The organism is Kushneria sp. EE4 (assembly GCF_977968315.1).
Genome location: NZ_OZ386212.1, coordinates 2685773 through 2710915 on the forward strand (window position 1 = coordinate 2685773; position 25143 = coordinate 2710915).

23 protein-coding genes are annotated in these 25143 nt (G+C 64.2%); 11 read left to right on the forward strand and 12 right to left on the reverse strand.

Annotated features, from left to right (window positions below):
• Nucleotides 1-20 precede the first annotated feature (20 nt).
• The 3 genes from ACXMYO_RS12205 to ACXMYO_RS12215 all read right to left on the reverse strand — a co-directional run bounded on the left by ACXMYO_RS12205 (nt 21) and on the right by ACXMYO_RS12215 (nt 3227).
• A complete protein-coding gene (locus ACXMYO_RS12205) occupies nt 21-1226 on the reverse strand; it encodes an MFS transporter (protein WP_438765010.1) in 1206 nt (401 codons plus the stop codon).
• Nucleotides 1227-1485: 259 nt separating this feature from the next.
• Complete coding sequence (locus tag ACXMYO_RS12210) at nt 1486-2946, reverse strand: NCS1 family nucleobase:cation symporter-1 (protein ID WP_438765011.1); 1461 nt, start codon at nt 2944-2946, stop codon at nt 1486-1488.
• Nucleotides 2947-3017: 71 nt separating this feature from the next.
• Entirely contained in the window at nt 3018-3227 is a 210-nt protein-coding gene (locus ACXMYO_RS12215; RefSeq protein ID WP_438765012.1) for a hypothetical protein, read from the reverse strand.
• A 164-nt stretch (nt 3228-3391) separates the two neighbouring features.
• Here ACXMYO_RS12215 and ACXMYO_RS12220 point away from each other — a divergent pair, with 164 nt between their 5' ends.
• From ACXMYO_RS12220 to puuE, 3 genes are read left to right on the forward strand one after another with little or no spacing between them, the layout of a single operon-like run.
• Nucleotides 3392-4114 (forward strand): GntR family transcriptional regulator, encoded by a 723-nt coding sequence (locus ACXMYO_RS12220; protein WP_438765013.1) that lies wholly within the window; start codon nt 3392-3394, stop codon nt 4112-4114.
• On the forward strand, nt 4111-4866 hold the full coding sequence (locus ACXMYO_RS12225) for an aspartate/glutamate racemase family protein (protein WP_438765015.1): 756 nt from the start codon (nt 4111-4113) through the stop codon (nt 4864-4866). The genes ACXMYO_RS12220 and ACXMYO_RS12225 overlap by 4 nt, the downstream gene beginning before the upstream one ends.
• On the forward strand, nt 4863-5804 hold the full coding sequence (gene puuE, locus ACXMYO_RS12230) for an allantoinase PuuE (protein ID WP_457808921.1): 942 nt from the start codon (nt 4863-4865) through the stop codon (nt 5802-5804). The genes ACXMYO_RS12225 and puuE overlap by 4 nt, the downstream gene beginning before the upstream one ends.
• 40 nt (nt 5805-5844) lie before the next feature.
• On the opposite strand, the gene ACXMYO_RS12235 is transcribed toward puuE, so the two are convergent.
• From ACXMYO_RS12235 to ACXMYO_RS12255, 5 genes are all read right to left on the reverse strand, one after another.
• The gene (locus ACXMYO_RS12235) at nt 5845-6747 is read right to left on the reverse strand and encodes an AEC family transporter (RefSeq protein WP_457808922.1); all 903 of its coding nucleotides are present in this window, start codon (nt 6745-6747) and stop codon (nt 5845-5847) included.
• 90 nt (nt 6748-6837) lie between these two features.
• Entirely contained in the window at nt 6838-8022 is a 1185-nt protein-coding gene (locus tag ACXMYO_RS12240; protein ID WP_457808923.1) for an amidase, read from the reverse strand.
• A 238-nt stretch (nt 8023-8260) separates the two neighbouring features.
• Nucleotides 8261-9100, reverse strand: a complete 840-nt coding sequence (locus ACXMYO_RS12245; RefSeq protein WP_457808924.1) for a MurR/RpiR family transcriptional regulator — start codon at nt 9098-9100, stop codon at nt 8261-8263.
• 59 nt (nt 9101-9159) lie between these two features.
• Nucleotides 9160-10389: an allantoate amidohydrolase gene (locus ACXMYO_RS12250; protein WP_457808925.1), complete on the reverse strand. Its 1230-nt coding sequence runs from the start codon at nt 10387-10389 to the stop codon at nt 9160-9162.
• Nucleotides 10382-11635, reverse strand: a complete 1254-nt coding sequence (locus ACXMYO_RS12255; RefSeq protein ID WP_457808926.1) for a pyridoxal-phosphate-dependent aminotransferase family protein — start codon at nt 11633-11635, stop codon at nt 10382-10384. Before ACXMYO_RS12255 ends, ACXMYO_RS12250 begins: the two co-directional genes overlap by 8 nt.
• A gap of 252 nt (nt 11636-11887) precedes the next feature.
• Here ACXMYO_RS12255 and ACXMYO_RS12260 point away from each other — a divergent pair, with 252 nt between their 5' ends.
• The 5 genes from ACXMYO_RS12260 (at nt 11888) to fnr (ending at nt 18596) form a co-directional block, all read left to right on the forward strand.
• Complete coding sequence (locus ACXMYO_RS12260; protein ID WP_438765025.1) at nt 11888-12874, forward strand: TAXI family TRAP transporter solute-binding subunit; 987 nt, start codon at nt 11888-11890, stop codon at nt 12872-12874.
• Between the two features lie 136 nt (nt 12875-13010).
• Nucleotides 13011-15617 (forward strand): TRAP transporter permease, encoded by a 2607-nt coding sequence (locus tag ACXMYO_RS12265; RefSeq protein WP_457808927.1) that lies wholly within the window; start codon nt 13011-13013, stop codon nt 15615-15617.
• Nucleotides 15618-15788: 171 nt separating this feature from the next.
• Nucleotides 15789-16217 (forward strand): carboxymuconolactone decarboxylase family protein, encoded by a 429-nt coding sequence (locus ACXMYO_RS12270; RefSeq protein WP_438765028.1) that lies wholly within the window; start codon nt 15789-15791, stop codon nt 16215-16217.
• Between the two features lie 107 nt (nt 16218-16324).
• Nucleotides 16325-17737, forward strand: coding sequence for an oxygen-independent coproporphyrinogen III oxidase (gene hemN / locus ACXMYO_RS12275; RefSeq protein WP_457808928.1), 1413 nt, complete (start codon nt 16325-16327; stop codon nt 17735-17737).
• Nucleotides 17738-17849: 112 nt separating this feature from the next.
• Nucleotides 17850-18596, forward strand: a complete 747-nt coding sequence (gene fnr, locus ACXMYO_RS12280) for a fumarate/nitrate reduction transcriptional regulator Fnr (protein ID WP_438765030.1) — start codon at nt 17850-17852, stop codon at nt 18594-18596.
• Between the two features lie 81 nt (nt 18597-18677).
• Here fnr and ACXMYO_RS12285 read toward each other — a convergent pair whose 3' ends face one another.
• A complete protein-coding gene (locus ACXMYO_RS12285) occupies nt 18678-19079 on the reverse strand; it encodes a DUF488 domain-containing protein (RefSeq protein ID WP_438765032.1) in 402 nt (133 codons plus the stop codon).
• 187 nt (nt 19080-19266) lie between these two features.
• Nucleotides 19267-20160 carry an alpha/beta fold hydrolase gene (locus ACXMYO_RS12290; RefSeq protein ID WP_438765033.1) on the reverse strand — a complete coding sequence of 298 codons (894 nt, stop codon included), beginning with the start codon at nt 20158-20160 and terminating at the stop codon, nt 19267-19269.
• A gap of 188 nt (nt 20161-20348) precedes the next feature.
• On the opposite strand from ACXMYO_RS12290, the gene ACXMYO_RS12295 reads away from it, so the two are divergent.
• Complete coding sequence (locus tag ACXMYO_RS12295; RefSeq protein ID WP_457808929.1) at nt 20349-21083, forward strand: ParA family protein; 735 nt, start codon at nt 20349-20351, stop codon at nt 21081-21083.
• A gap of 76 nt (nt 21084-21159) precedes the next feature.
• Here the strand turns inward: ACXMYO_RS12295 and ACXMYO_RS12300 are convergent, their stop codons facing one another.
• Complete coding sequence (locus ACXMYO_RS12300) at nt 21160-21825, reverse strand: DUF2780 domain-containing protein (protein ID WP_438765037.1); 666 nt, start codon at nt 21823-21825, stop codon at nt 21160-21162.
• Nucleotides 21826-22020: 195 nt separating this feature from the next.
• Between ACXMYO_RS12300 and ACXMYO_RS12305 the strand changes: the two genes are divergently transcribed.
• Nucleotides 22021-22212 carry a hypothetical protein gene (locus tag ACXMYO_RS12305; protein WP_438765039.1) on the forward strand — a complete coding sequence of 64 codons (192 nt, stop codon included), beginning with the start codon at nt 22021-22023 and terminating at the stop codon, nt 22210-22212.
• Nucleotides 22213-22308: 96 nt separating this feature from the next.
• Nucleotides 22309-23511, forward strand: coding sequence for an MFS transporter (locus ACXMYO_RS12310; RefSeq protein WP_457808930.1), 1203 nt, complete (start codon nt 22309-22311; stop codon nt 23509-23511).
• A 3-nt stretch (nt 23512-23514) separates the two neighbouring features.
• Here the strand turns inward: ACXMYO_RS12310 and ACXMYO_RS12315 are convergent, their stop codons facing one another.
• Nucleotides 23515-25134, reverse strand: coding sequence for an L-lactate permease (locus tag ACXMYO_RS12315; protein ID WP_457808931.1), 1620 nt, complete (start codon nt 25132-25134; stop codon nt 23515-23517).
• Nucleotides 25135-25143: the final 9 nt, after the last annotated feature.

Here is a 25143-nt window from a genome sequence, read left to right on the forward strand (position 1 = left end):
TGCCCCGGCGCGGGGCCGGGCTACTGCACCGTGGCGGTGTCGGCCTGAGCCTCGCGGTGCGCCCGGTCCTGCACCCGGCCGAGACGATGATTGAGCACCCGCCAGGTGCACAGGGCGGCCACCAGCGCCACCAGCATCACGGCGCTGCCCAGCCAGGGGAGATCTTCCAGCGGCAGCGCGCGCTCCAGCGCCATGCCGCCCAGCCAGGCGCCGAAGGCGTTGCCCAGGTTAAAGGCGCTCTGGTTGAGGGTCGAGGCCAGATTGGGCGCCTCCACCGCCTGATCGACGATCAGAAGCTGCAGAATCGGCACCAGCGCAAACGACACCACGCCCCACAAAAACAGCGTCACCAGTGCGGCCAGCGGCGTATGCACGGTGATACCGAAAATCATCAAAATGGCCGCGGTCATCAGCATCAGTCCGACCACCGGCGGCATCAGTCGCCCCGTGGAGAGCCGGCCGCCGACCACGCTGCCCAGCGTCAGACCGGCGCCGAACAGCAACAGCACCCAGGCCACCCAGCCGGTGGGAATGCCGGTAACCTCGGTGAGCAGAGACTCGATGTAGGAATAGACCGCAAAGAGGCTGCTGGAGGCCAGCACGCTGCACAACAGCGCCATCAGCACGGTTTTGCTCTTGAGGGCGGCAAACTCGCCCAGCACGCGTCCCTCACTGCGCGGCAGATGGCTCGGTACCCACCGCCACAGCGACAGTACCGCAACGATACCGATCAGGGTGACGGCCCAGAAGGTCGAGCGCCAGCCGGCCAGCTGCCCCAGAAAGGTGCCAAAGGGCACGCCCAGCACGTTGGCAAGCGTGAGCCCGGCAAACATCAGCGAGATGGCCTGACCGCGCTTTTCAGGCACCACAAGGCTGGCCGCCGTCACCGCGCCGATGCCGAAAAAGGCGCCGTGGGAGAGCGCCGTAAACACGCGCGCCATCATCAGCGTGGCGTAGCCGGGTGCCAGCGCACAGGCCAGATTACCCACGATAAAGATGCCCATCAGGCCCATCAGGGTCGCCTTGCGCGGCATTTTTGAGGAGATCACGGCCAGTATCGGCCCGCCGATCACCACGCCCATGGCATAGCCGGACACCAGTAGCCCGGCCTGCAGCCGCGTGATATCAAGATCGGCCATGACGGCCGACTGCAGCCCCATGATCACGAATTCGGTGGTGCCAATGCCAAAGGCGGCGATGGCCAGCGCCATCAATGCAAGGGACATGATCCTGCTCCTGCAGATCGTTACACAAGCGTACGGCCCCGACAGCGTGGCGGTCCGGGCCGCACATCATGAATGGATGTGAGTCGGGGCAGCCAAACGGTCGTGACAGCGCGGCCCCGAAGGACGGCGTGCAGTATAGACACCGACTCTTTACGGCTAAAGTCGAATGGGCTTTTGCACCGGCCGTCGAAAAGCCGCCATGAAAAAGGGCACCAGCCATGCGTCATGGCTGATGCCCTTTTAGCGGATCACCAACGTCTCAGGAGCGGGAAGCAGCCGCCTTGCCGGGGGCGCCGCGCCGCCACAGCCCGGACTGCCAGCCGTGGGCGAGTGCGGCCACGCCGCCGCCGAAGAACACGGCAAAGCTGCTGATATCGCCCAGCGGCGCCAGGCTGATCGGCACGCTCACCAGCCCCCCCATGATCAGGGAGCGCAGCGCGACGGGGTTGACCCCGCGCTGATAGTGGTAGGTGCTGCCATCTGCAGAGGAAAACAGCGCGTCCAGATCGATCTTCTGACGGCGTACCTTGTAGAAATCCATCAGGATGATGCCGTAGAGCGGCCCGATCAAACCGGCCAGCACGCCGACCGTGTAGTGGATCAGTTCGGGGTTGTTGAACAGATTCCACGGTGTCAGAAAGATCGAGCCGACCGCGGCGATCATGCCGCCCATGCGCCAGCTGATTTTTTCCGGCGCGACGTGGGAGAAATCAAACGCCGGCGCCACAAAGTTCGCCACGATGTTGATGCCGATAGTGGCGGCCACAAAGGCAAACACGCCCAGCACGGCGGCGGTGACGCTGTCGATGCGGGCCACGGTTTCGATCGGGTCGGTCAGCATTTCACCAAAGACCTGCGGCGTACCGGAGACCACCACCACGGTGATGATGGAAAACACCAAAAAGTTGACCGGCAGCCCCCAGAAGTTGCCGCGACGCACGGCCTTCTCGGTGGCGCAGTAGCGCGAGAAGTCACCAAAGTTGAGCGTGGGGCCGGCGAAGTAACCGGCGACCAGTACCGCGGCAACCACCATCTGCCACAGCGCTTCCCCGCCGCTTAAGGTCTGATTCGACAGCGACAGGCTGATGTTGCTCGGGCCGGCACTCCAGACGATCCAGCCGGCAAGGGCAAACATGACCGCATAGACCAGCGGCCCGGCCCAGTCGTTGAAACGCCGGATGGTGTCCATGCCGCGCCAGAACACCAGTGCCTGGAGCACCCACATCAGCGCAAAGCACAGCCAGCCCAGCGCGGACAGTCCCACAAAGCTCACCTGGGTCCAGGACTCGAGCCCCGGGAACCAGCGCAGCAGCACCAGCAGCAGCGCGTTGGAGGCAAGCCAGGTCTGAATGCCGTACCACACCACCGCGATCAGCCCGCGAATGACTGCCGGCACGTTGGCACCTTTCGTGCCAAACGCCATGCGACAGATGACCGGAAAGGGCACGCCGGTGCGCTGGCTGGGCCGCGCCACGGCGTTGGCAAAGATCTGCACCACCAGGATGCCGACCAGCAGCGAAATCAGTACCTGCCAGCCCATCAGCCCCAGGCCGAACAGGCTGGCCGCCAGCACGTAGCCCCCGACGCTGTGAATATCGGCCATCCAGAAGGCAAAAATGTTGTAGGCATTCCAGTCCTGTCTGGCCGGCGCCAGATCCTCGTTATAGAGGTGCGGATCGGGTGCAGCGGGCATCTGCCCCTCGGTCTTGGTGCTGTTCATGAGCGACTCCATGAAGGATCGTTACGCTGCCGCTGGCAGCCCTGCGATGGCCGGATGGCGGATATTGCCTGTCACTTGTTCGTATACAATCCCCGTGCCAGATTGATGCCATCCAGGGTAAAAATTTGTTCTTTGGCCACAAGCTGTTGTTGTATCGGTATTTTTTGGCTGGAATGGTTGTTTTTCAGGCTTTTTTGTTGCGCCAGAGGGCTAAGACCAAGGTCGAAAGGCTGCATCAGGCATGCACCATAAAAGTGCTGAAACGACACGATATGCACCAAAAAAGAGCTCCTTTGGCCGTTATCATGCAGTTACCGGATCTTTTTGATAGCGCCCTTTCCTGTATCACCTGCCCAGGACAGGCGTTTGAAGGCAGTGGCATGGAAAATGCTTGTATACAATCCCGAGGGAGAGCATTCGACAGCAAAAGCATGACAGGAGCCCCATGAACGATACCGGTCAGTTCCACCTGCTGGCAGGTCTTGCCACCGGGCGCGAGACCCGCAGCGATGATGCGATCTATCAGGCGCTGTGGGAGGCCATCGTCGAGCATCGTCTTTCCCCCGGGGCCCGGCTGCCGGAAGACGCGCTGGCCGGCGCCTTCGGCGTGAGTCGCACCATGATTCGTCGCGTGCTGCAGCGTCTGGCGCTGGAGCAGCTGGTGACGCTTCGCGCCCACCGCGGCGCCCAGATCACCAGCCCCACCCCGAGCGAGGCGCGCGACGTTTTCAGGGCGCGGCGCCTGCTTGAAGGGACGCTGCTGGCCGAGGTGGTCACCCGCCTCACGCCGGAAGACCTCGAGGCCCTGTCCACGATTGCCGATCAGGAGCACCACGCCAGCCGTGAACAGGCCATTCGTCTGTCAGCGCGCTTTCACACGCGGCTGATGGCGGTTGCCGGCAACGCATCGCTGTCCGAAGCGCTCTCCCAGCTGATTTCGCGCACCTCTCTGATCATTGCCGTCTACGGGCGCCACCGGGCCGGCTGTCCCTGTGAACACCCGGCCCTGATCGACCTGCTGGCGACGGGCGAGCTCGCCGCCATCCAGCACTGGATGCATCAGCACCTGGCCGACATCGAGGCGAGCCTTGATTTCACCGCCGGCGGCGACGCCCTGCCCGATTTCGAACATCTTTTTGGCCACCACCGCGAACCGAGTGCTTCATGACCTCTCATACCCCGACCATCTGTGTCATCAATCCCAACACCAGCACCGCCATGAGCGAAGGCATCGCTACCAGCGCCCGACGCGTCGCGCGCGGCGAGATCCTTATGCACACCTCGCGCCACGGCCCGGCAAGCCTTGAAGGCCACTTTGACGAGGCCATTGCGGTGCCGGGTCTTTTAGAGCGCATGATCGAGACCGAGCGCGGCGACACGCGCGTCGATGGCTACCTGATCGCCTGCTTCGGCGACCCGGGCCTGGCCGCCGCGCGTGAGGTGGCCTCTGTCCCCGTGATGGGCGTGGCCGAGGCCGGCATGCAGATGGCCACCATGGTGGCGCGGCGTTTCTCGGTGGTCACCACGCTGGCGCGCACTCTGCCGATCGCCGAGCGGTTGCTGCATGAATACGGCAAGCGCGAGCAGTGCGCCGGGCTGCACGCCTGCGAACTGCCGGTCGCGGCGTTTGAATCCGACGATGACAGCGTCTACGACACGCTGCTGGCCGCCTGCCGCGCCGCCATCGAGCTGGATGACAGCGACGCCATCCTGCTGGGCTGCGCCGGCATGAGCGAGCTGGCCGAGCGGCTGGGTGACACGCTGGGCGTGCCGGTCATCGACGGCGTGACCGCCGGCGTGGCGTTGCTGGAAGCGGCCAGTGCCACCGGCTATCCGGTCTCCAAACGAGGGGATCGCGCCGCCCCGCTGGCCAAACCGCTGTACGGCGCCTTTGAACACCTGAGCCGGAGCCTGTCATGAGCCACGATCTTTATCTCGATAACTACCCTCGCGATCTGCGCGGCTATGGCGCCAATCCCCCGGACCCGAAATGGCCGGGCCGGGCCCGGGTCGCGGTGCAGTTCGTGCTCAACTACGAGGAAGGCGGCGAGAACAGCGTGTTGCATGGCGATGCCCACAGCGAGACGTTTCTTTCCGACATCGTCGGCGCCGCCCCCTACCCCGATCGCCACATGAGTCTGGAATCGCTCTACGAGTACGGCTCACGCGCCGGCGTGTGGCGCGTGCTGCGCGAGTTCGAGCGTCGTAACCTGCCGCTGACGGTGTTTGGCGTCACCATGGCGATGGCACGCCACCCGGAAGTGGTCAGCGCCTTCAAGGAGGCGGGTCACGAGATCGCCTGTCACGGTCTGCGCTGGATTCACTATCAGGACATGAGCCTCGAACAGGAGCGCACCATGATGGTGCAGGCGCTCGAACTGCATCGAGAGCTGACCGGCGAGCTGCCGCTGGGCTGGTACACCGGCCGTGACAGCCCCAACACCCGTGCGCTGGTGGGCGAGCAGGAACACTTTCTCTACGACTCGGATTACTACGGCGACGACCTGCCCTTCTGGACGTCGGTCGATAACGCCAATGGCGAGACGCGCGATCATCTCGTGGTGCCCTACACGCTGGACACCAACGACATGCGCTTCGCCTCGCCGGGCGGGTTCAACTACGGCGACCCGTTTTTCAACTACCTGCGCGATGCCTTTGACGTGCTCTACGAGGAAGGTGCCGAGGCGCCGAAGATGCTCTCGATCGGCCTGCACTGCCGCCTGATCGGCCGGCCCGGACGCTTTCGCGCCCTGCAGCGCTTTCTCGATCACATCGAGGCGCATGACCGGGTGTGGGTCACCCGCCGTGTAGACATCGCCCGCCACTGGCATGAGCATCACGCCCCGGCGCCGCGCTAGGAACCACCCCTGCCCTCCGGCCCGCCGCAATTGCGGCGGGCTAGCCCATCGCCAGCATCCACAGCGGCAGCGTGCCCGCGGCCAGCAGCGTCGAGAGGAAAATGCTCGCCCCCACGGTATGCTGTTCCTCACCGGGTCTGGCAAAGGCCAGCACGTTCACCCCGATCGGCCCGGCAGCCGCCAGCACCAGCACGTGCAGCGCCATCGGTGCCAGCCCCGGCACAAGACTGCCCAGCGCCAGCACCATGATGGGGAAGACGGCCAGCTTGCCAATGCAGACCGCCCAGATGGTGGGCGAGGTGCGCAGCTGATAGCGGGTCAGCCCCACGCCGACCACGATCAGCGCACACGGCAGCGCCGCGCGGGCCAGCCAGTCCAGCACCTGCCACAGCGGCTGCGGCAGCTCGATCCCCGTGACGTTGATCACCACGCCCATCAAAAGCCCTACCACCAGCGGATTGGCCAGCGTTTTCAAAAGGCTCAGCACGCTGGGTCGCTGCTCGCGGCCCTGGCCGAGCGCGGCATACAGCGACTGGGTCGAAAAGAGGATCAGGCTGTGGACTGCCAGCAGCGCAAAGAGATAGACCAGCCCGTCGTGGCCGAACAGCGCCGTGACCAGCGGAATGCCGATCAGAACGTTATTGGAGTAGCTGGCCGCCAGACCGATGGCGGAGGCCTCGCCCGTGCGTCGGCGAACATAGAGATTGAACCCGGTAAACAGCAAAAGCGCCGGGATGAAGTAGACCACCAGCAAAAGCGGCGACAGGGCATCGCCCAGCGGCGCACGCGCGATGCCGGTCAACAGCAGGCAGGGCAGAAACAGGCGGAAGGTCACCCAGGAGAGCCCGCCGGCGCTGGCCGGCGTCAGCCACTGCCGCCAGCCCAGCACGTAGCCGACCACGATCAGCGTGAAAATGGGCAGTATCGCGAGTATGGCGGCCATGGAGGCTCCTGTGAGTCATGTTCCCATGGCGCCAGTGTGGATCGATGCGCCCGGGCAGAAGCGCATCATAACGGCCGGGTCGTTTTATGCCTATGCGCGATAGGCCCGGGCCCGCGCCACCAGGCGTCGATCCTGACCCGGGGCGCCCAGAAGCGATACCCCCCAGGGCGCGTGGCCACCGCCTTGCCGGTTGTCCGTCAAAAGCGGCATGGAAAGCTGCGGCGCCCCCCACAGCCCGGCCAGCGCCGTCATGCCCATCAAATGCTCACGATAGGCTTCAAGGGGCTGGCCGGTCAGACTCAGAAGCGGCGAGGCGCCCGGCGCGGTGGGCAGGGCCAGCAGCTGGGCGCCGTCATCACTGAAGGTACGCAGCGCGTCGATGATCTCCGCGCGCGCCTTGAGCGCGACCTGCTCGTCCGACTCGGTCAGGGTGGCGCACCACTGGAAACGCGCCTCGATATCCGGCGCCAGCCGCGGCTGTTCGCGGGTCATCCACGCACCGTGCGCCCGCCAGATATCACGCCCCTGCAGCACGCGAAAGGTGCGCCCCAGATGGGCCAGCCACTGGCTGGAAAGCGACTGGACCAGCAGGTCCTGCCGGGCACCAAGCGTCTGGTGAAAGCGTGACGCCTCCCCGGCCAGTGCCTCGGGCACCAGCAGCGTCATGACGCTATCAAACGCCTCATGATGGGGGCGCGGCAACAGCGCGTCGGCCACGCCGGCCAGGGTGTCGTGATCCCGACACAGCCAGCCCACCGTATCAAAGCAGGGCGCCAGCGGGACGAGCCCGTCACAGCCGATCGCACCGTGCGTGGGACGAAGCCCCCACAACCCGTTGTAGCTGGCCGGGATGCGAATCGAGCCGCCGGTGTCGGTGCCCAGGCCGATATCGGCCTCGCCGCGTGCCACGGCAATCGCCGAACCGGAGCTGGAGCCGCCCGGCAGACGCTCGGGCGCCTTCGGATTGACCGGTGTCCCGTAGTGCATGTTGGCGCCGTTGAGGCTGTAGGCGAACTCGTCGGTCTGGGTCTTGCCGGCAAGGTCCGCGCCGGCGTCCAGCAGTGCCTGCACGGCAGGCGCCGTACGCTGTGCCGGGCGCTGGGCGGCGGCCCAGTCGGGATTGCCGGCGCCGGTGATCTCGCCTTCGATATCAAAAAGATCCTTCACCGCCAGCCGTCGCCCGGCCAGCGGGCCGCGCCCCATGACCGCCGCGCGGCGCTCGGGCGCCCCCTTGACCCAGACGCTGCGGTCCACACGCTCGATGACGTCACTCATGTGCACTCCCTGGCCTGACAGGCGCTGTTTGAGGTATGACACAGGAGCATTGCAACCTTCGTGCCAGTCTGGTGCAGCGCCCTTTCGCAGCGCACACCAGGCCGTCTCATGACTGATCCATCAGGCTCTTTCGGCCGGCAAACTGCACATCCGCGGTGCAGAAAATGCACGTTCTGCCCTCCAATGGACACAAAAAAGGCGGCCCGCAGGCCGCCTCGGATCAAAGTCAGGCGTCAACTCAGGAGAGTTCTTCCAGACCTGAATAGGCCTCACTAATGGCATCGATACGTGCACGCCCCTCGCCGAGGCGCTTGTGCAGCAGCGCGTTGGACAGCAGATTGATCAGGCTCATCACCGAGGTGTAGCTGTCAAAGGCAGAGACGCTGTCCAGCGGGCACTCCAGCTGCCAGGTGGGGGACGCTCCGGTAGCGGCCAGGGTGGGGTCACCGATCAAAAGCGTGTCCACACCGCCTCCCTTGAGCTGCTCGAGCAGACTCGAGAACCCGTGCGCCCGGCGTCGAAAGCCCATGACGATGGCCAGCGTGCCCTTTGGCACGCCGACCAGTTCCTCGCCCAGCGACTGACCCGGCAGCGGCGCCAGGCGCACACCGGGGCGCACCTGCATCAACTGCTGGCGCAGGTGCAGGGCCGGCGGATAGCCGTTGCGATAGCCGATCACCAGCACCTCGGGGGCCCGGTCGAGCGCCTCGATCAGGGCATCGAAGGTGACAGCGTCGATGGCCGCCAGCATCTGGTGCAGGTTGTCGCGCTCGCGCTCGAAGTGGCGCTGAAAGCGCTCCAGCCCGCTGCCCAGCGCGCTCGAGTCGGTGACCAGCGGCACGCCGTGATAGCGAAGCTCACGGGCGTGCTGGCGCACCTCGCTGAAGCTTGCAAACCCCAGACGGCGAAAGAGCCGGCTGACCGTGGCCTTGGAGACCCCGGTCAGCCGGGCCAGATCCGCGGCGCTGTAGACGGCGACATCGTCGAAGTGATCGAGGATGAACCCGGCGACCTTCTGCTCGTTGGGCGTGAGCTGGTCAAACTGCTGGCGCAGCCGCTGACCCAGATGCTGTTCCATGATGATCTCGCCTCAAAAGCCGGACAGCGCGCTGCCCGGCGTGTGCCTGGCAGGCGGTATCAGCGCACAAGCTCAGTGACGGCGCCGCTCATGGCGTTGAGGGCGTCATCCACATCGCGGGCCTGTACCGACTCGTCCGGATGATGACTGATGCCGCGGTCGCAGCGCACAAACAGCATGCCGATGTCACAGATGCCGGCCATCGCCATGCCGTCGTGCCCGGCACCGCTGGCCAGGCGCAGGACCGGGCCCGTGTCGGTGCCGATCACGCTGCCAATCGCGCCGGACAACGCCTCGATCATCTGCGGGGAGCAGGCCACCGCCGGCGCCGAGTGGGTCTCGTGCCAGTGCCAGACCAGCCCGCGGGTCTCGCCGATGCGATCACAGGTTTCACGAATGGCCGCCAGCGTCCGGTCGCGGTCCTCGTCGCGCTCGGCACGAATGTCGAGCGTCATGCGCACCTCGCCGGGGATGACGTTGACCGCACCGGGAAAGGTTTCCAGCGAGCCGATCGTGGCGACGATGCCGGCGGCGCGCGCCAGCGTTTCGATGGCAACGATCGCCTCGGCCGCCCCGGACAGCGCGTCACGACGCAGCGCCAGCGGCGTGGTGCCGGCGTGACCCGCCTCACCGCCAATAGTGATACTAAAGCGCCGTGCCCCGGCAATCGCCGTGACCACGCCCAGCGAGCGGCGCTCGGCTTCCAGCACCGGGCCCTGTTCGATGTGCGCTTCCAGATAGCCGGCCACGGACTCGGGGGCGCGGGCGGCATCACCCACCCGCTCGGGGTCGAGGCCAAAATCGACAAACGCCTGGCGCAGCGTCACGCCGTCACGACCGGTGATCTCCCACCAGGCCGGGTCCCAGCTGCCGGCCACGGCGCGGCTGCCCAGCAGCGCCGTACCAAAGCGGGTGCCCTCTTCATCGGCAAAGGCGACCACCTCCACCGAGCGGGTCGGACGCTGTCCGGCGGCGTTTAAACGCGCCACCACGCCGATGGCCAGCAGCACGCCCAGCGGGCCGTCATAGCGCCCGGCGTTGATCACGCTGTCCGAGTGCGAGCCCAGTAGCAGCGCCGGCAGGGACGGGTCATTGCCTTCCAGACGCCCCCACTGATTGCCGGCGGCGTCCTGCCAGGTCTGCATGCCGGCATCCTGCATCCACTGCGCCAGCTGCGCGTTGGCGCGGGCGTGCTCCGGCGTCAGGTAGCAGCGCGTGAGCTGACCGGCATCGGCCGAGATGGCGGCGAGCTGATCACAGGCCGCAACGATGGATTCCCCGTTATGCATGAGCGCTCCCCGGGGCCTGCTGTGGGTTTTGCTGATAGACCTCACGCGCGGCGCCGGCGCCGCTGCCGGCGGTGATGCTCACCCCGGCCTGACGCAGCACTTCCTCAAGCGCGGCCAGGGTGGTCATGACGGTGTCGCGACGGGCGTTGTAGCCCATGGTGCCGATGCGCCAGATGCGCCCGTGCAGCGGGCCGAAGGAGGTGCCGATCTCGATGGCGTAGTCTTCCAGCAGGGTGCGGCGCAGCACCTCGCCTTCCACGCCGTCGGGAATGTAGATGCCGACCACGTTGTTCATGCGATGGCCCTGATCGCCAAAGAGTTTGAGCCCCATCGCCGACAGTCCGTTGGTCAGCGCGCCGCCGTGCAGAGCGTGACGGGCCACGGCCTGATCCATGCCTTCGTTGACCAGCAGCCTTGCGCATTCGCGCGCGCCATACAGCATGCTGGTGGCTTCGGTATGGTGATTGAGCCGCGCCTCGCCCCAGTAGTCGAGAATCATCGACAGATCGAAATAGTTCGAGCGGATACGCACGCCGCGACCGGCATCATGGCCGTCGCCGACCAGCCCGGCTTCGACATGCGAGCGCGCGCGGATGCATTCGACGGCGCGCGGCGACAGCGTGGTCGGCGCGCTGCCGGAGGGCCCGGCCAGGCACTTCTGCAGTCCGGCCGTGACGGCGTCGAGCTGCCAGGCGTCGGTGTCCAGCGCGTTGCCGGCCAGCGAGGCGGTGGCGTCGGTGTAAAACAGCACGTCATGCGCGCGGCAGATCTGTCCGATCGCTTCAAGCGGCTGGCACATGGTGGTGGAGGTGTCGCCCTGCACCATGGCGAGCACCTTCGGGCGCACGTCACGAATGGCGGTCTCGACCTGCTCGGGCGTGAAGACCTCGCCCCATTCGACCTCGATGATGTGCACCTCGGCGCCGGCGCGCTCGGCGATCTCGCGCAGCAGATGGCCGAAGCGGCCGAAGACCGGGACCAGTACCCGATCGCCCGGCTCGATCAGCGAGACCAGCACCGCCTCGATCCCAGCGCGCGAGGTGCCATCGATCAAAAGCGTCGCATCGTTTTTCGTGCGAAAGACGTCGCGATACAGCGCCTGGGTCTCGTTCATGCAGGCGGTCATGGCGGGGTCGTACTGGCCGATCAGCGGGGCGGACATGGCACGCAGCACGCGCGGGTCGGCATTGATCGGTCCCGGGCCCATCAGAAGGCGCGTCGGGGGATTGAAGGACTCAAAGGACATGGCAGGCAACCTCGTTACGATCGTTTCATCATGATGCTATAGGAAACCATGGTTGCAGCGCGACCCTTCGATGATTGATTTTTATCATCACATCGGCCGAAAAAGCCCGGCCACCCCACCCCGAATCCTTTAATGAGACTTAAGCTAGTAAGATGGTCGTTTTGCAGTCCTGTCATTGCGGCAGTAACGTAGCGTCACCTGACAGGCCCGGCCTGTCACAAGGGATAACAAGCCATAAAAAGGAACCTTCTCATGATCAAACGCCAGACTCTTGCCTCGATGCTGTCGGCGACCGTCATGACGCTGGGGGCGCTTGCGCTCTCCACAACCAGCGCTCAGGCCGGTCAGCAGCAGTTCATGACCATCGGCACCGGCGGTCAGACCGGTGTCTATTACGTGGTCGGTCAGTCGATCTGCCGCTTCGTCAACCAGGGTGACAGCGGCTATCGCTGTAACGCGCCGTCAACCGGTGCGTCGGTCGCCAACGTCAACGGCATCGAAAACGGCGATCTGGACATGGGCGTGGCCCAGTCCGACGTGCAGTACAACGCCTACAACGGTGAAGGCCAGTTCGAAGGCAGCGCGCACGAGGATTTGCGCAGCGTCTTTGCCATGCACGGTGAGCCGCTCACCCTGGTGGCGCGCGCCGATTCCGGCATCGAAACGCTGGACGATCTCAAGGGCAAGCGCGTCAATATCGGCAACCCGGGCTCGGGCAACCGCGCCACCATGGAAGTCGTAATGGCTGCCAAGGGCTGGACCACCAGCGACTTCGCCCTGACCTCGGAGCTTGACAGCGCCGAACAGGCCTCCGCCCTTGCCGACAACAACATCGACGCCATGGTCTTTGTGGCCGGTCACCCCAACGGTTCGATTCAGGAAGCCACCACCACGGTCGATGCCCGCATCATTCCGCTCGACGGTGACGTGATCCAGAAGCTGGTGGAAGAGCACCCCTACTACAGCTTCTATGACATCCCCGGCGGCATGTACAAGGGCAATCCGGATGACGTGAAGACCTTTGGTGTTGGCGCCACGCTGGTCAGCGCCGAGAAGGTCGACGACGACTTGGTCTACGCTGCGGTCAAGTCCGTGTTCGATAACTTCGAGCGTTTCAAGAAGCTCCACCCCGCCTTTGCCACGCTTGAACCGGAAACCATGGTCAATCAGGGCCTGTCGGCGCCGCTGCACGAAGGGGCGAAGCGCTACTATCAGGAAAAGGGCTGGCTCAGCGAGTAAGCCGGTCTGACCCGGGCCGTGGTCACCACGGCCCGTTGATCATTGTTGACGGTGCAACGCTCCCACTCGGGGGCGTTGTGTCATTTCCGATCCGGGCCGCTATTCCGGAAAGGTCCTGCCGCCAGAGGATGCGGACATGAACACGACTCCCTCTTCAACCGAGCACCAGAGCGTGGATGCCAAAGAGCTGGCGGCCGCTGCCGATACCGGCGGACGCCAGCTACAGGGCCTCACAGGGCGCCTGTTGCTGGCCGTGGCCGTTGCCTGGTCCCTGTTTCAGCTCTGGATTACCTCGCCGCTGCCCTATCTCATGGGCTTTGGCGTGTTCAGTGCCACCGAGGCGCGCTCGATTCACCTGGGCTTTGCGCTTTTTCTGGCCTTTCTCTCCTGGCCGGCGCTCAAGCGCTCGCCAAAGGATCGCATTCCGATCACGGACTGGGTGCTGGCGGTGGTGGCCGCCTTCTGCGCGCTGTATATCTATCTATTCTACGCCCAGCTCTCCGGTCGTCCCGGCAACCCGATCCTGCAGGATGTCATCGTGGGCGTGACCGGGCTGGTACTGCTGCTGGAAGGCGCCCGCCGGGCGCTCGGGCCGCCGTTGATGATCGTGGCGCTGGTCTTTCTGGGCTATTCGCTGGCCGGCCCGTACATGCCGGGCATGCTCGCCCATCGCGGTGTGAGCTTTGATGCCCTGATCAACCATCAGTGGCTGACCACCCAGGGGGTGTTCGGCATCGCGCTGGGCGTGTCCACCAGCTTTGTTTTCCTGTTCGTGCTTTTTGGCGCCCTGCTCGACAAGGCCGGCGCCGGCAATTATTTCATCAAGGTGGCCTTTTCGATGCTGGGCCACTACCGCGGCGGGCCGGCCAAGGCGGCCGTGGTGGCCTCGGGGCTGACCGGTCTGATTTCGGGCTCCTCGATTGCCAATACGGTCACCACCGGCACGTTCACCATCCCGATGATGAAGCGCGTTGGGTTCTCTCCGACCAAGGCCGGCGCCGTTGAAGTCGCCTCCTCGGTCAACGGCCAGATCATGCCGCCGGTCATGGGCGCGGCCGCCTTTTTGATGGTCGAATACGTCGGCATTCCCTATGTCGAGGTGATCAAGCACGCCTTTTTACCGGCGATGATCTCCTATATCGCGCTGTTTTATATCGTGCATCTCGAAGCCATGAAGGCCGGCATGCAGGGGCTTACGAGCGCCAATCCGCCAAAGCCCTGGCTTTTCAAGCTTTTGGGCTTTGCCACCGGACTGGTGGGCCTGATGGCGCTGAGTGCGGCGGTCTATTACGGGCTGGGCTGGCTCAAGCCGGTACTGGGTGATTCCACTCCCTGGGTGGTGTCGATCGCGCTGATGGTGATTTATATCGGCCTTTTGAAGCTGGGTGCACGCTATCCGGAGCTTGAAACCGACACGCCCGACAGCAGCATCACGACGCTGCCGCAGACCCGACCGACCGTCATGGTGGGGCTGCACTATCTGCTGCCGGTGGTGGTGCTGGTCTGGTGTCTGATGGTCGAGCGGCTCTCGCCGGGACTGTCGGCTTTCTGGGCGACCGTGCTGATGATGGTCATCATGGTGACGCAGCGTCCGCTGAGTGCTTTCTTCCGCGGCCGGCTTGCCCTGGGCGAGAACCTGCGCCAGGGCGTGCTGGATCTCTGGAGCGGGCTGGTGGATGGCGCGCGCAACATGGTGGGCATCGGTATTGCCACCGCCACGGCGGGCATCATTGTCGGGGCGGTGTCACAGACCGGCGTCGGGCTGGTGCTGGCGGATCTGGTCGAGCACCTGTCGATGGGCAGTCTCTTTTTGATGCTGCTGCTCACCGCCGTTTTGAGCCTGATTCTGGGGATGGGGCTGCCAACCACTGCCAACTACATTGTGGTGTCGGCGCTGCTGGCGCCGGTCATCGTGCAGCTGGGTCAGCAGCAGGGGCTGATCGTGCCGCTGATCGCGGTGCATCTGTTCGTGTTCTATTTCGGCATCATGGCCGATGTCACCCCGCCGGTGGGGCTGGCCTCCTTTGCCGCCGCCGCCATTTCGGGCGCCGACCCGATCCGCACCGGCTTTCAGGCCTTCTGGTACAGCCTGCGTACCGCCGCGCTGCCGTTTCTGTTCATCTTCAATACCGATCTTTTGCTGATCAATGTCGATCTCTGGCACGGCATTTTGATCTTCGTGGTGGCGACTCTGGCCATGCTGGTCTTTGCTGCAGCGACACAGGGCTGGTTTATCGTGCGCAACCGCTGGTATGACACCATTTTGCTGCTGCTGGTCGCCTTTACGCTGTTCCGGCCCGGCTTCTGGCAGGACATGATCGTATCGCCCTATGAGCAGATGCCGCCGGCGCAGTTTGCCCAGGCCTACGGCGAGCTGGGCCCGGAGCAGTCGCTGCGGGTCGGCATCGAGGGGCTCAACGATTACGGCGCGCCCATGAGCCTTGTGGTCGAAGTCCCGGCCGTTGAAGGCGAGACCGGTCAGGCGCGACTCGACAACCTGGGGCTCGCGCTTCGTCAGGATGGAGACACCACGCTTGTAGACATGACCACCTGGGGCAGTCAGGCCAGCGAGCTGGGCTTTGACATGGATCAGACGATCACCTCGGTGGCCCTGCCGCGCGAGCGTTTTGCCAAGGAGTGGCTGTGGATACCGGCCCTTCTGGTACTGGGGCTGATCATCTACTTGCAGCGACGGCGTCGAACGGATCACACTGACGCACGCATGGCGTCAGCGTCCTCCTGACAGACTGCGCCGCCCGGCAGGGGTACGGGCGGCGCAAAAGACCCATGCCACAGCAGGTTGTCGAAACTATAAAAGTTTAAACCGCGCTCAACTTTGTAAAGGCAGGCTGTGGATTAATTTCTGCCAAGGGCGTTAAATAGGACCAGATTCATACCATTTTGAGGTACCGTCATGACCGGTGAACGACCCAAGCGAATCGATGCGACCGATATCTACCACACCACCCGTGCGGTACGACATTGCAGTCTCGACCCTTCCATTCGCTGTCTGGCAGAGCTTCGTACCTCGCAGATCAACGGCGGCTGCGACAACTGCGAGAATCTGCGCGTCAGCGAAGCCGAAGCGCTGGGCATTGATGCCGACAAGCTTCGCGAGCTGGCACGCTGGGCCGATTCCGACCGCTTTACCGCCCGCGAGCGCGCCGCCCTTGCCTGGTGTGAGTCCTTTACCCACTTTCGCCCGGTGGATGCCAGCACCCGCATGATGGCCATCAACACCTTTTCGCCGCGCGAACTGGCCGATCTGACCCTGGCCATCGAGCTGACCAGCACCATGTCGCGCGTGGCGCGTCACATGGACAGCGACGCTCGCGTCGGCTGAAAGACCGGATGACGATGCCTCATCCGGCATGATTTGATCCAGATCAGACGCCGGTCATGACGACGCTCGTAGCATGGCAGTCTCACTGCCTGCCACGAGCGTTGCCCATGTTGTCACCTGCTCCCCGACCCGGCCGTTTTGATGCCCCGTTTTCTCCGGACGCGACACTGCTTGAGCGTTACGACGGCGCCGGGCCACGCTATACGTCCTATCCCCCCGCCACCGCCTTTACCGATCACTTCGGCGCAGACCAGCTGACGCAGGCTCTTGCACGCAGCAACGCCACCGCGCGCGCGCTGTCGCTGTACGTCCACATTCCCTTTTGCCGGCGCATCTGCTTTTACTGTGGCTGCAACCGCATTGCCACCCGTCAGACCGCCATGGCAGAGCCCTATCTGAACCGGCTGAGTCGCGAAATGAGCCTGATGGCCCGTCATCTGGACGAAGGTCGCACGGTGGAGCAGCTTCACTGGGGGGGCGGCACGCCGACCTTTCTCGATCTGGATCAGATGAGCCGGCTGATGGATCAGCTGGGCGAGCATTTCACCCTCTCCGATCATCCCGACCGCGACTTTGCCATCGAGATCGATCCGCGCGAGGCCAACGTTTACACCCTGCGTCATCTGCAGTCGCTGGGGTTTAACCGGTTGAGTCTTGGCGTACAGGATCTGGACGGGCGCGTGCAAAAGGCCATCAACCGGGTGCAGCCGCGCGAGCTGAGTGAAAACCTGATCGACGAGGCGCACCGGCTGGGCTTTCGCTCACTCAATCTTGATCTGATCTACGGCCTGCCGCATCAGAGCGTGGCAAGCTTTGCTGACACCCTGGATCAGGTGATCGACATGGCCCCGGCCCGGCTGTCAGTGTTCAACTACGCCCATCTGCCCGAGCGCTTTCTGCCCCAGCGGCGCATCAACGCCTCGGACCTGCCGGACACGGCCACCCGCCTGGCCATCCAGTGTATGACGGTGGAGAAGCTGACGCAGGCGGGCTATATCCACATCGGCATGGATCACTTCGCAAAGCCGGAGGACAGCCTGGCCGTGGCACAGCGTGACGGCGCGCTGCAGCGCAATTTTCAGGGCTATACCACCCATGCTCACTGTGACCTGGTCGGTCTGGGCGTTTCGGCCATCAGCCAGATCGACGATGCCTATGCCCAGAATGCCGTGCAGCTGGAAACCTGGCAGGACGCCATCGATCACGGCCAACCGGCCACCGCTCGCGGGGTACGCCTGAGCGCCGATGATCGACTGCGCCGTCACGTGATTCATCGGTTGATGTGTGACATGCACCTCGATTTTGATGCCCTCGAAGCCGCCTTCGGCATCAATGCGTCATACTATTTTGCCGACGTGTTTGAAAGGCTTGCCACCTTTCGACGAGACGGCCTCATCGAATATGATAAGCACTCGCTGATGGTCACGCCCATGGGACGACTGTTGATACGCCAGCTGGCCATGACCTTTGACACCCGTCTGCCGGCCGAGCGTCGCCGACAGTTTTCCCGGCTGCTCTAGGGCGCGGGTATCCAGTGGCAGGACTGACGCCCGGCGCCAGCATGAGGATGGAGTACGCTCATCCTGAACACGCCCGGCGCACCACTCACATGCACAGGAACAGGCCAGGCCCATGAACACCTCACATCTTCACCAGACACGCTGTCAGACCTGCTCGCTGAGCTCTCTGTGTCTGCCGCTGTCCCTGTCTCTTGATGATGTTGAGCAGTTCGACACGATCGTGCGGCGCCGCGCCCCGCTGAGTCGCGGCGAGACGCTCTACATGCAGGGCGAGACGTTTGAAAACGTCTACGCCGTGCGCAGCGGCAGCCTCAAGCAGACCATCATCGAGGCCGACGGCGAAGAGCAGATCACCAGCTTTTATCTGCCCGGCGAGCTGGTGGGGCTGGACAGCATCGACAGCGCCACCCACCCGGGCTTTCTGACCGCGCTTGAGCGCACCACGGTCTGCGAGATCCCCTTCAAGCGGCTGGAGAGCCTGTCGGAGCATCTTCCCGAGCTTCGTCACCAGCTCTATCGCTGCATGAGCCGTGAGATCGTCGATGACCGCCGCCTGATGCGGCTGTTGTCGAGCAAGACGGCCGATGAGCGTCTGGCCAGCTTTTTTCGCAACCTTTCGGTGCGCTTTGACCGCTGCGGCCACAACGCGATGCGCTTTCGCCTGCCGATGTCACGCAGCGATATCGGCACCTATCTGGGCCTGGCCATCGAAACCATCAGCCGGGTACTGGGCCGGTTCCAGCAGCAGGGATTGCTCAACATTCAGGGCCGTCACGTCGAGATTCTGGACATGGCGGCACTGGGCGAGCGCGCCGGCATCATCGCGCCCTGCTGTGGCGAGCAGCGCCAGCACGCCTGACCCCCTGTCATTGGCCGGGCGCCCGGCAAAAAAAACGCCCCGACATGGTCGGGGCGTTTTTGTATTCCTGTGGCGGCGACGTCAGTGCGCCTCGGCCACCGATGCAGACTCACCCACCACACGCTCGCCGCGCAGCGCCTCCAGGATCACCTCACGCAGGATGGGCAGATGGGAACTTTCCAGATCGCGCACGGCACTGACCAGCGTCAGCCGGCGCTGACGCGCCTGAGCCAGCAGCGGCTCGAGATCGCCCGGGTTGAGTTCCAGACGATAGCGACGCTCGAAGGTCATGCGATCGATTCGCCCGCTTTCCCAGGCATGACGCAGACGGCGCGACGGCGCCACGGCGCGATACCACCGCTCGACCGAGAGCTCCTCTTCACGCTTGCCACGCGGCCATACCTGATCCACCAGCCATCGCGCCCCATCGTGATGGGTCGAGTGCTGATAGACGCGCTTGAGGCGGACATCGCCAATAAGCATATTACCCCCTGACATGATGTTCCCAGAGCCAAAGCCCTTCTTTTTTTGAGGTTTCAGCCCGTCAAGAATACACCGGGTGCCAGGTCGTTTCACTCGACAGGGACGGCTCGGCACAGTCAGCCCCTGTCATGATTTGCCATTCCTGCCGGCCACGCGGGTGACAGCGCGCTATCAGACGGTACGGGGTTCAGCCATGCCCTTGCGGGGCGTCATGCCACGAAAGGATGGCCCCGGCAACATCATCGGGGTACTCCTCGTGCACCGACAGCCGACCGCGGGACAGTAACACCGTCTCGACCCGGGGCAGCGCCCCCATGGCGCGCATCTCGGCACGCGAACGCGGCGGCATGCTTTCGCTCATGATCAAAAGCGTGCGGGCACTGGCGCCCTTGAGTGCGGCCACGCATGCCTCCCGGCTGCTGAAGGGATCCACTCCACCGGTCACGAAACGGATCGAGCCGTGGCGGGCGCCGGGCGTGCGCGCCACCCGGCGCTTGGCAGCCAGACGCTCCCCCGACAGCCAGTTCGGGGTCTCATAGACGTGCTCGCCGGCCATGCGGCGCAAAAACCAGTTGCTGACGTTGAGCCGGTAGATGCCCGCCCCGATGACCGGCCGATCGAACCAGGCACGCAGATGTCCGAACCAGGGTTTGTGCTCGCCGGCCATGGTCGGCAGCGGCCCGCGCCAGGTCGGCGCGATCAGCACCAGCCGGTCGGCGGCATCCGGATTCTGTTCCAGATGCCGGATCACCATGCCCGCCCCGTGACCGGCGGCCACGATCATCTCGGGCAGAAAAACGACCTCATCGAGCAGGTAATCGATAAAGGCCGTCAGCATGTGCGGCTCGGCCTCCATGAAAGGCCGCGGGCGGTCGCCAAACCCCGGCCAGTCCACCGAGACCGTGGTGAAACGCTCGGCCAGCCGCGTCTGCAGCGCATCCATCTCGTGGCGCGTCGAAATGCTCGACAGCGCCGGCAGCAGCAACACTTCCGGCCCCTGCCCGCGACGGGTCACACCCACTTCGATGGTCATGCCGCCCCAGGACCAGTGAAGCGTCTGCTCTGTCACATCACTATCCATGTCGTTGCCTCTCTTGCCGGAACATCCTGCGTATCGATAACCCATCATGACACAGGATCACCGCCACCGATGCCGACACGGCCGCACCGCACGCGCCGCACGGTGTCATCAAAATGTCATCACACCGACACAAACTAAGGCGCCATGATCCATGACCCAATCCGAGAGCCATCAAAAGGAACGCTGATATGCAGATGCTGGCGCTTTACAGTATCAAGGGCGGCGTGGGCAAGACGGCATCGGCCATCAACCTTGCCGCGCAGGCCGGCCTTGCCGGACAGCGGGTGCTGATCTGGGATCTGGACCCGCAGGCGGCCACCACCTTTTATCTGCGCAACAAGCCAAGGATTCGCGGCGGTGGCGTTGAAAAGCTCGTCAAGGGCAAGGCCACGCTTGAAAAGACCATTCGCGACACCGACATGGCAAATCTGGATTTGCTGCCGGCCAGTCTTGAATCCCGCGAAATGGACATGCTGCTGGAAGGACGCAAGGACAGTCGCCTGCGCAAGGTGCTCAAGCCGGTCAGCGATGACTATGACCTGATCATTCTGGACTGCCCGCCCGGTCTGACCACGCTGTCGAAACAGGTCTTTTCAAGCGTCGACGCCCTGCTGGTGCCGGTGGTTCCCACGACGCTGTCGATGAGAACCCTGACCCAGCTACAGCAATACCTGGACGGGGAAAACATCACCACGCCGCTGTGGCCCTTTCTGACCCTGGTCGATCGCCGGCGAAAAATGCATCAGGAGAGCGTGTCAGAGTTTCGAACGCAGTGGCCGACGCATCTATCGGCCAATATCCCCTATGCCAGCTCCGTGGAGCAGATGGGCAGCCATCAGGCACCGCTGGCGCAGTTTGCGCCGCGCACCGCCGCTGCCGTGGCCTATCGCAACCTGTGGGAAGAGATTTCGGGACGTCTTTAGGCGAGGGCATCGACAGGCCGGCGATGCCGGAAAGATCGGGCCGGCGCAAGACGCCGGCCCGTGCAGAAGCAGATCTCTAGCGACCGGCCGCACCCCAGATGCCGCCCAGCGAGCCCAGCAGGCTGCTGGACACGCCTTCCTGACCGAGATAGTTGAGCATGACCGGCGCGAACTGGCTGACCATGCCGGCATCCATGCCCAGCATGCTGAAGGCACTCGAGGTCAGCGACGGTGTGCCCCCGCTCTGGCCGTTGCCGCCCATGCCGGAGAGTTTCGACAGCATCGACTGGTTGCCGGAAAGCGCCTGAGCGCTGGAGAGCAGGCCATCCACGCCCGGCGCCTGATTGGAGAGCTGATTGAACTGGTCACTGCCCAGCTGGTTTTTTGCCGCCGCCAGAAGCGCCGCCGACCCGCCGATGGCCTGGGTCTGGCTCACCCCCAGCTGATCGGTCAGCTGGCTGATCAGCTGCGATGCCTGCCCCAGATTGTGATCGGTCGTACCCACCACCGCGGCCTGCTGCTGACGCGGCGTGTTTTCCAGATTCAGAAACTGACCCAGCTGCGAGGAAAGCCCCTGCTGCTGTGAATGCTGCTGCGTGGCAGGCTGCGCCTGCTGACTCTGCGTGTTCTGGCTGTTCATCGCCTCCATGGCTCGATTGACGTCCCCCAGATTGAACGCCAGCGCCGACGTCGACATGCCTACCAGACCTGCGCTTGCCAGTACCGCGATTGTCTTTTTCAACGCTGCTCTCCTGCAATGGATGTGCCAGAAACTGACGCACCCGAAAATGATCACTCCGGAGCGGTTGGACAGATACGCGCCGCCGAGGTTCGGCCACCACTGCCGGAAATAACGGGAAACACCTGGACTGCTCGCACTTTTGAGCCAGAGACAAGCAGATATCATGGCAGCCACTCTCCATCAGGAACTCATCACATGACCGTCATGACTCGCACGCTGCTTGTTGCGCTTGTACTAAGCCCCCTTCTGGCAGGCTGCAGCTATCAGCCGGCCCGCATCCATCCGGAGCCGGCCGTGATCATTGATGACGGTCATCATGGTCACGGCAATCACCACGGTAACGGCAACTTCTGCCCGCCTGGACAGGCTAAAAAGGGCAACTGCTGAGATAACGGCGCCTTCAGGCGCCGTTTTTTATTTCAGCCTTAAGGCGACCCGCGAGGCAATCTGTACCAGGCTTGCCAGACAACAGGGAGTCTCATCATGTCCGGTTTTACAACCTCGACACAGCGCGCTCCGGGGCGCGCCTCGTTTGTGCTGATCACCTTCGCCTTCTTGATGGCCATGCTGGGCACCACGCTGCCCACGCCGCTCTATCCGATCTATCAGGCGCGGATGGACTACTCCCAGATCATCATCACGGTGATCTTTGCCGCCTATGCCGTGGGCGTGATTACCGCCCTGATCGGTTTCGGCAGCTGGTCGGATCAACTGGGGCGACGACGGCTTTTAATGGCGGGGCTGGCACTGGCTATTGTCAGCAACGTGGTCTTTCTCTCGAGTCCCGAGCTGGTGCCTCTGTTGATTGGCCGGCTGCTGTCGGGCCTGTCGGCGGGCATCTTTACCGGTACGGCCACGGTCGCTGTCATCGAGCAGGCGCCGAGCGAATGGCAAAAGAGTGCCACGCTGACCGCAACGGCCACCAACGTCATGGGGCTGGGCCTGGGGCCGCTGGTGGCGGGCTTGCTGGCGCAGTACGCAGTCTGGCCGCTGCACCTGCCCTATGCGTTGCATATCGTACTGTGCGTGCTGGCCATGGCAGGCGTCTGGTGGGCCCCGGAAACGGTTGAGCGCCCCGAGCGCGTGCGCCTTCGGATCCAGCGCCTCGGTGTCCCCGATGAGGTGCGCGGCGTTTTCGTACCGGCCGGCATCGCAGGCTTTGCAGGCACCGCTGTGCTGGGGCTTTTCACCGCCGCCGTGCCGTCATTCGTCCAAAAGCTCCTGTCGATCGACAATCTGGCCATGATTGGCGTGGTGGTCATTACGCTCTTTATCGCCTCGGCGCTGGGCCAGGCCTGTATGCGCTTTATCCCCGAGCGCCAGCGTCTGATCATCGGCTGTCTGATTCTGGCCGTCGGCGTGCTGGTGGTGGGCGGTGCCATCGGGCTGGCCTCGCTCTGGCTGATGCTTGTCGGCGCGGCCATTTCGGGCGCCGGCCAGGGGCTGACCCTGCGCGCCGGGCTGGGTGAGGTAGTTGGCGCCTCGCCAAAGGATCGCAAAAGCGAGGTCACCTCGACCTACTTTGTGGTGATCTACGTGGCGATCTCGCTGCCGGTGGTGGGGCTGGGCGTGACGGCGGCGATGACCAGCCTGACGGTCGCCGGCATCGCCTTTTCCATCATTGTCGCGGCGCTGGCGCTGACCGCCATGGGGCTTTTGATCCGGCGTCAGCGCCGCGAGGGCTGAAACCTACATCAGCAGAGAGAGCACGAAGGTCCACAGGCAGGCATAGACCAGCAGCGCCAGGCTAAACCGCAGCGTGGCGCGCATGATGTCGGACTCGTGACCCACCAGCCCAACGGCGCCGGCCGCAATGGCAATCGACTGGGGCGAAACGACCTTGGCCATGACGCCGCCGGCGGTATTGGCCGCCACCAGCAGGGCCTGGCTGGTCCCGATCTGTCCGGCCGTGACGGCCTGAAGATGGGCAAACAGTACGTTGTTGTTGACCACCGAGCCGGTAATGAACACGCCCAGCCAGCCGATGATTGGCGAAATCAGCGGGAAGGCCCGCCCGGTCTCGGCCAGCGCCAGCCCCAGCGTTGAAGACGTGCCCGAGAAGTTGGCCACATAGGCCACCGCCATCACCAGACATATTGTCGCCAGCGGCTTCCAGAGATCGCGCGCCACGCTCAAAAGCTGCCCACCGCTCTGACGCAGCGACAGCGTTTTCGAGGTCAGCGTGGTGACGATCACGGCAAGCAGAATGGCCGTGCCGGCCGCCCCCACCAGCTCGATCTTCCACAGCGCCGCCAGCCCGTGGGGTACTGCAGCAATGGGCGGCAGCTCCTGCACCTGTAGATGAAGCCACGGGATCGGCAGCTGTAGCACGGTGGCGGCCAGTGCCCCACCCGGTGCCAGCAGAGCCCGAAAGGCGGGCAAGCTCCACACCATGATGATGGCGGTCAGAATGTAAAACGGCGACCAGGCCAGCAGCACGGCCTTGAGCGGCCAGCGCTTTGAGCTGACTGCCGGCGCGCCGGGCTCACGATAGAGGTGCCTGGGCCGCCACACCCGCATGAACAGTGCCAGCGCGCCCATGGAGAGCAGCGGCGGCACCACATCCACCAGCTCCGGACCCAGCAGCCACAGCACCAGCGCTTGGCTGCCGGAAAACAGGACGCCGACCAGCCCCACCACCGGCCAGGTCTGTTTCAAACCGCGCCAGCCGTCCAGAATCATCACCAGCAGGGCCGGAATGAACAGCGTGGAGAGCTGCAAAATGGCGATCAGCATCGGGGCCAGCGCACTGGTGGTGACCCCGCCCTGCTGTGCCCCGACAATGATGGGAATGCCGATCGCTCCGTAGGCGCCGGCCGCGGCATTGGCCACCAGACACAGCATGGCGGCGCGAACCGGCTTGAAGCCCAGCTCCACCAGCAGCGCGGCACAGATGGCGATCGGCACACCAAAGCCCGCCGCACCCTCCAGAAAGGCACCAAAACAGAAGGCGATCAGCAATACCTGAATGCGCTGATCCTCCGAGACGGTCGCGATGCTGGCGCGGATGATCTCGAACTTGCCGCTTTTGACCGCCACCCGGTAAAGCCACACCGCCATCAGCACGATATAACCGATCGGCCAGAGTCCGTTGGCCACACCAAAAAGCGCCGCCATCACGGCTTTTGAAAGCGGCATGTTGAAAAGCCACAGCGCCATGACCAGCGACAGCACAAGCGTCGTAGCCGCCGCCGTCAGCGCCTTGAGCCGGAACACGGTCAGCGCCAGCAAAAAGAACACCATCGGCACGGCCGCCACCAGCGCCGACAGCAGCGGTTGACCAAGCGGATCGTAAAGCTGTTGCCACATGGGCAGACC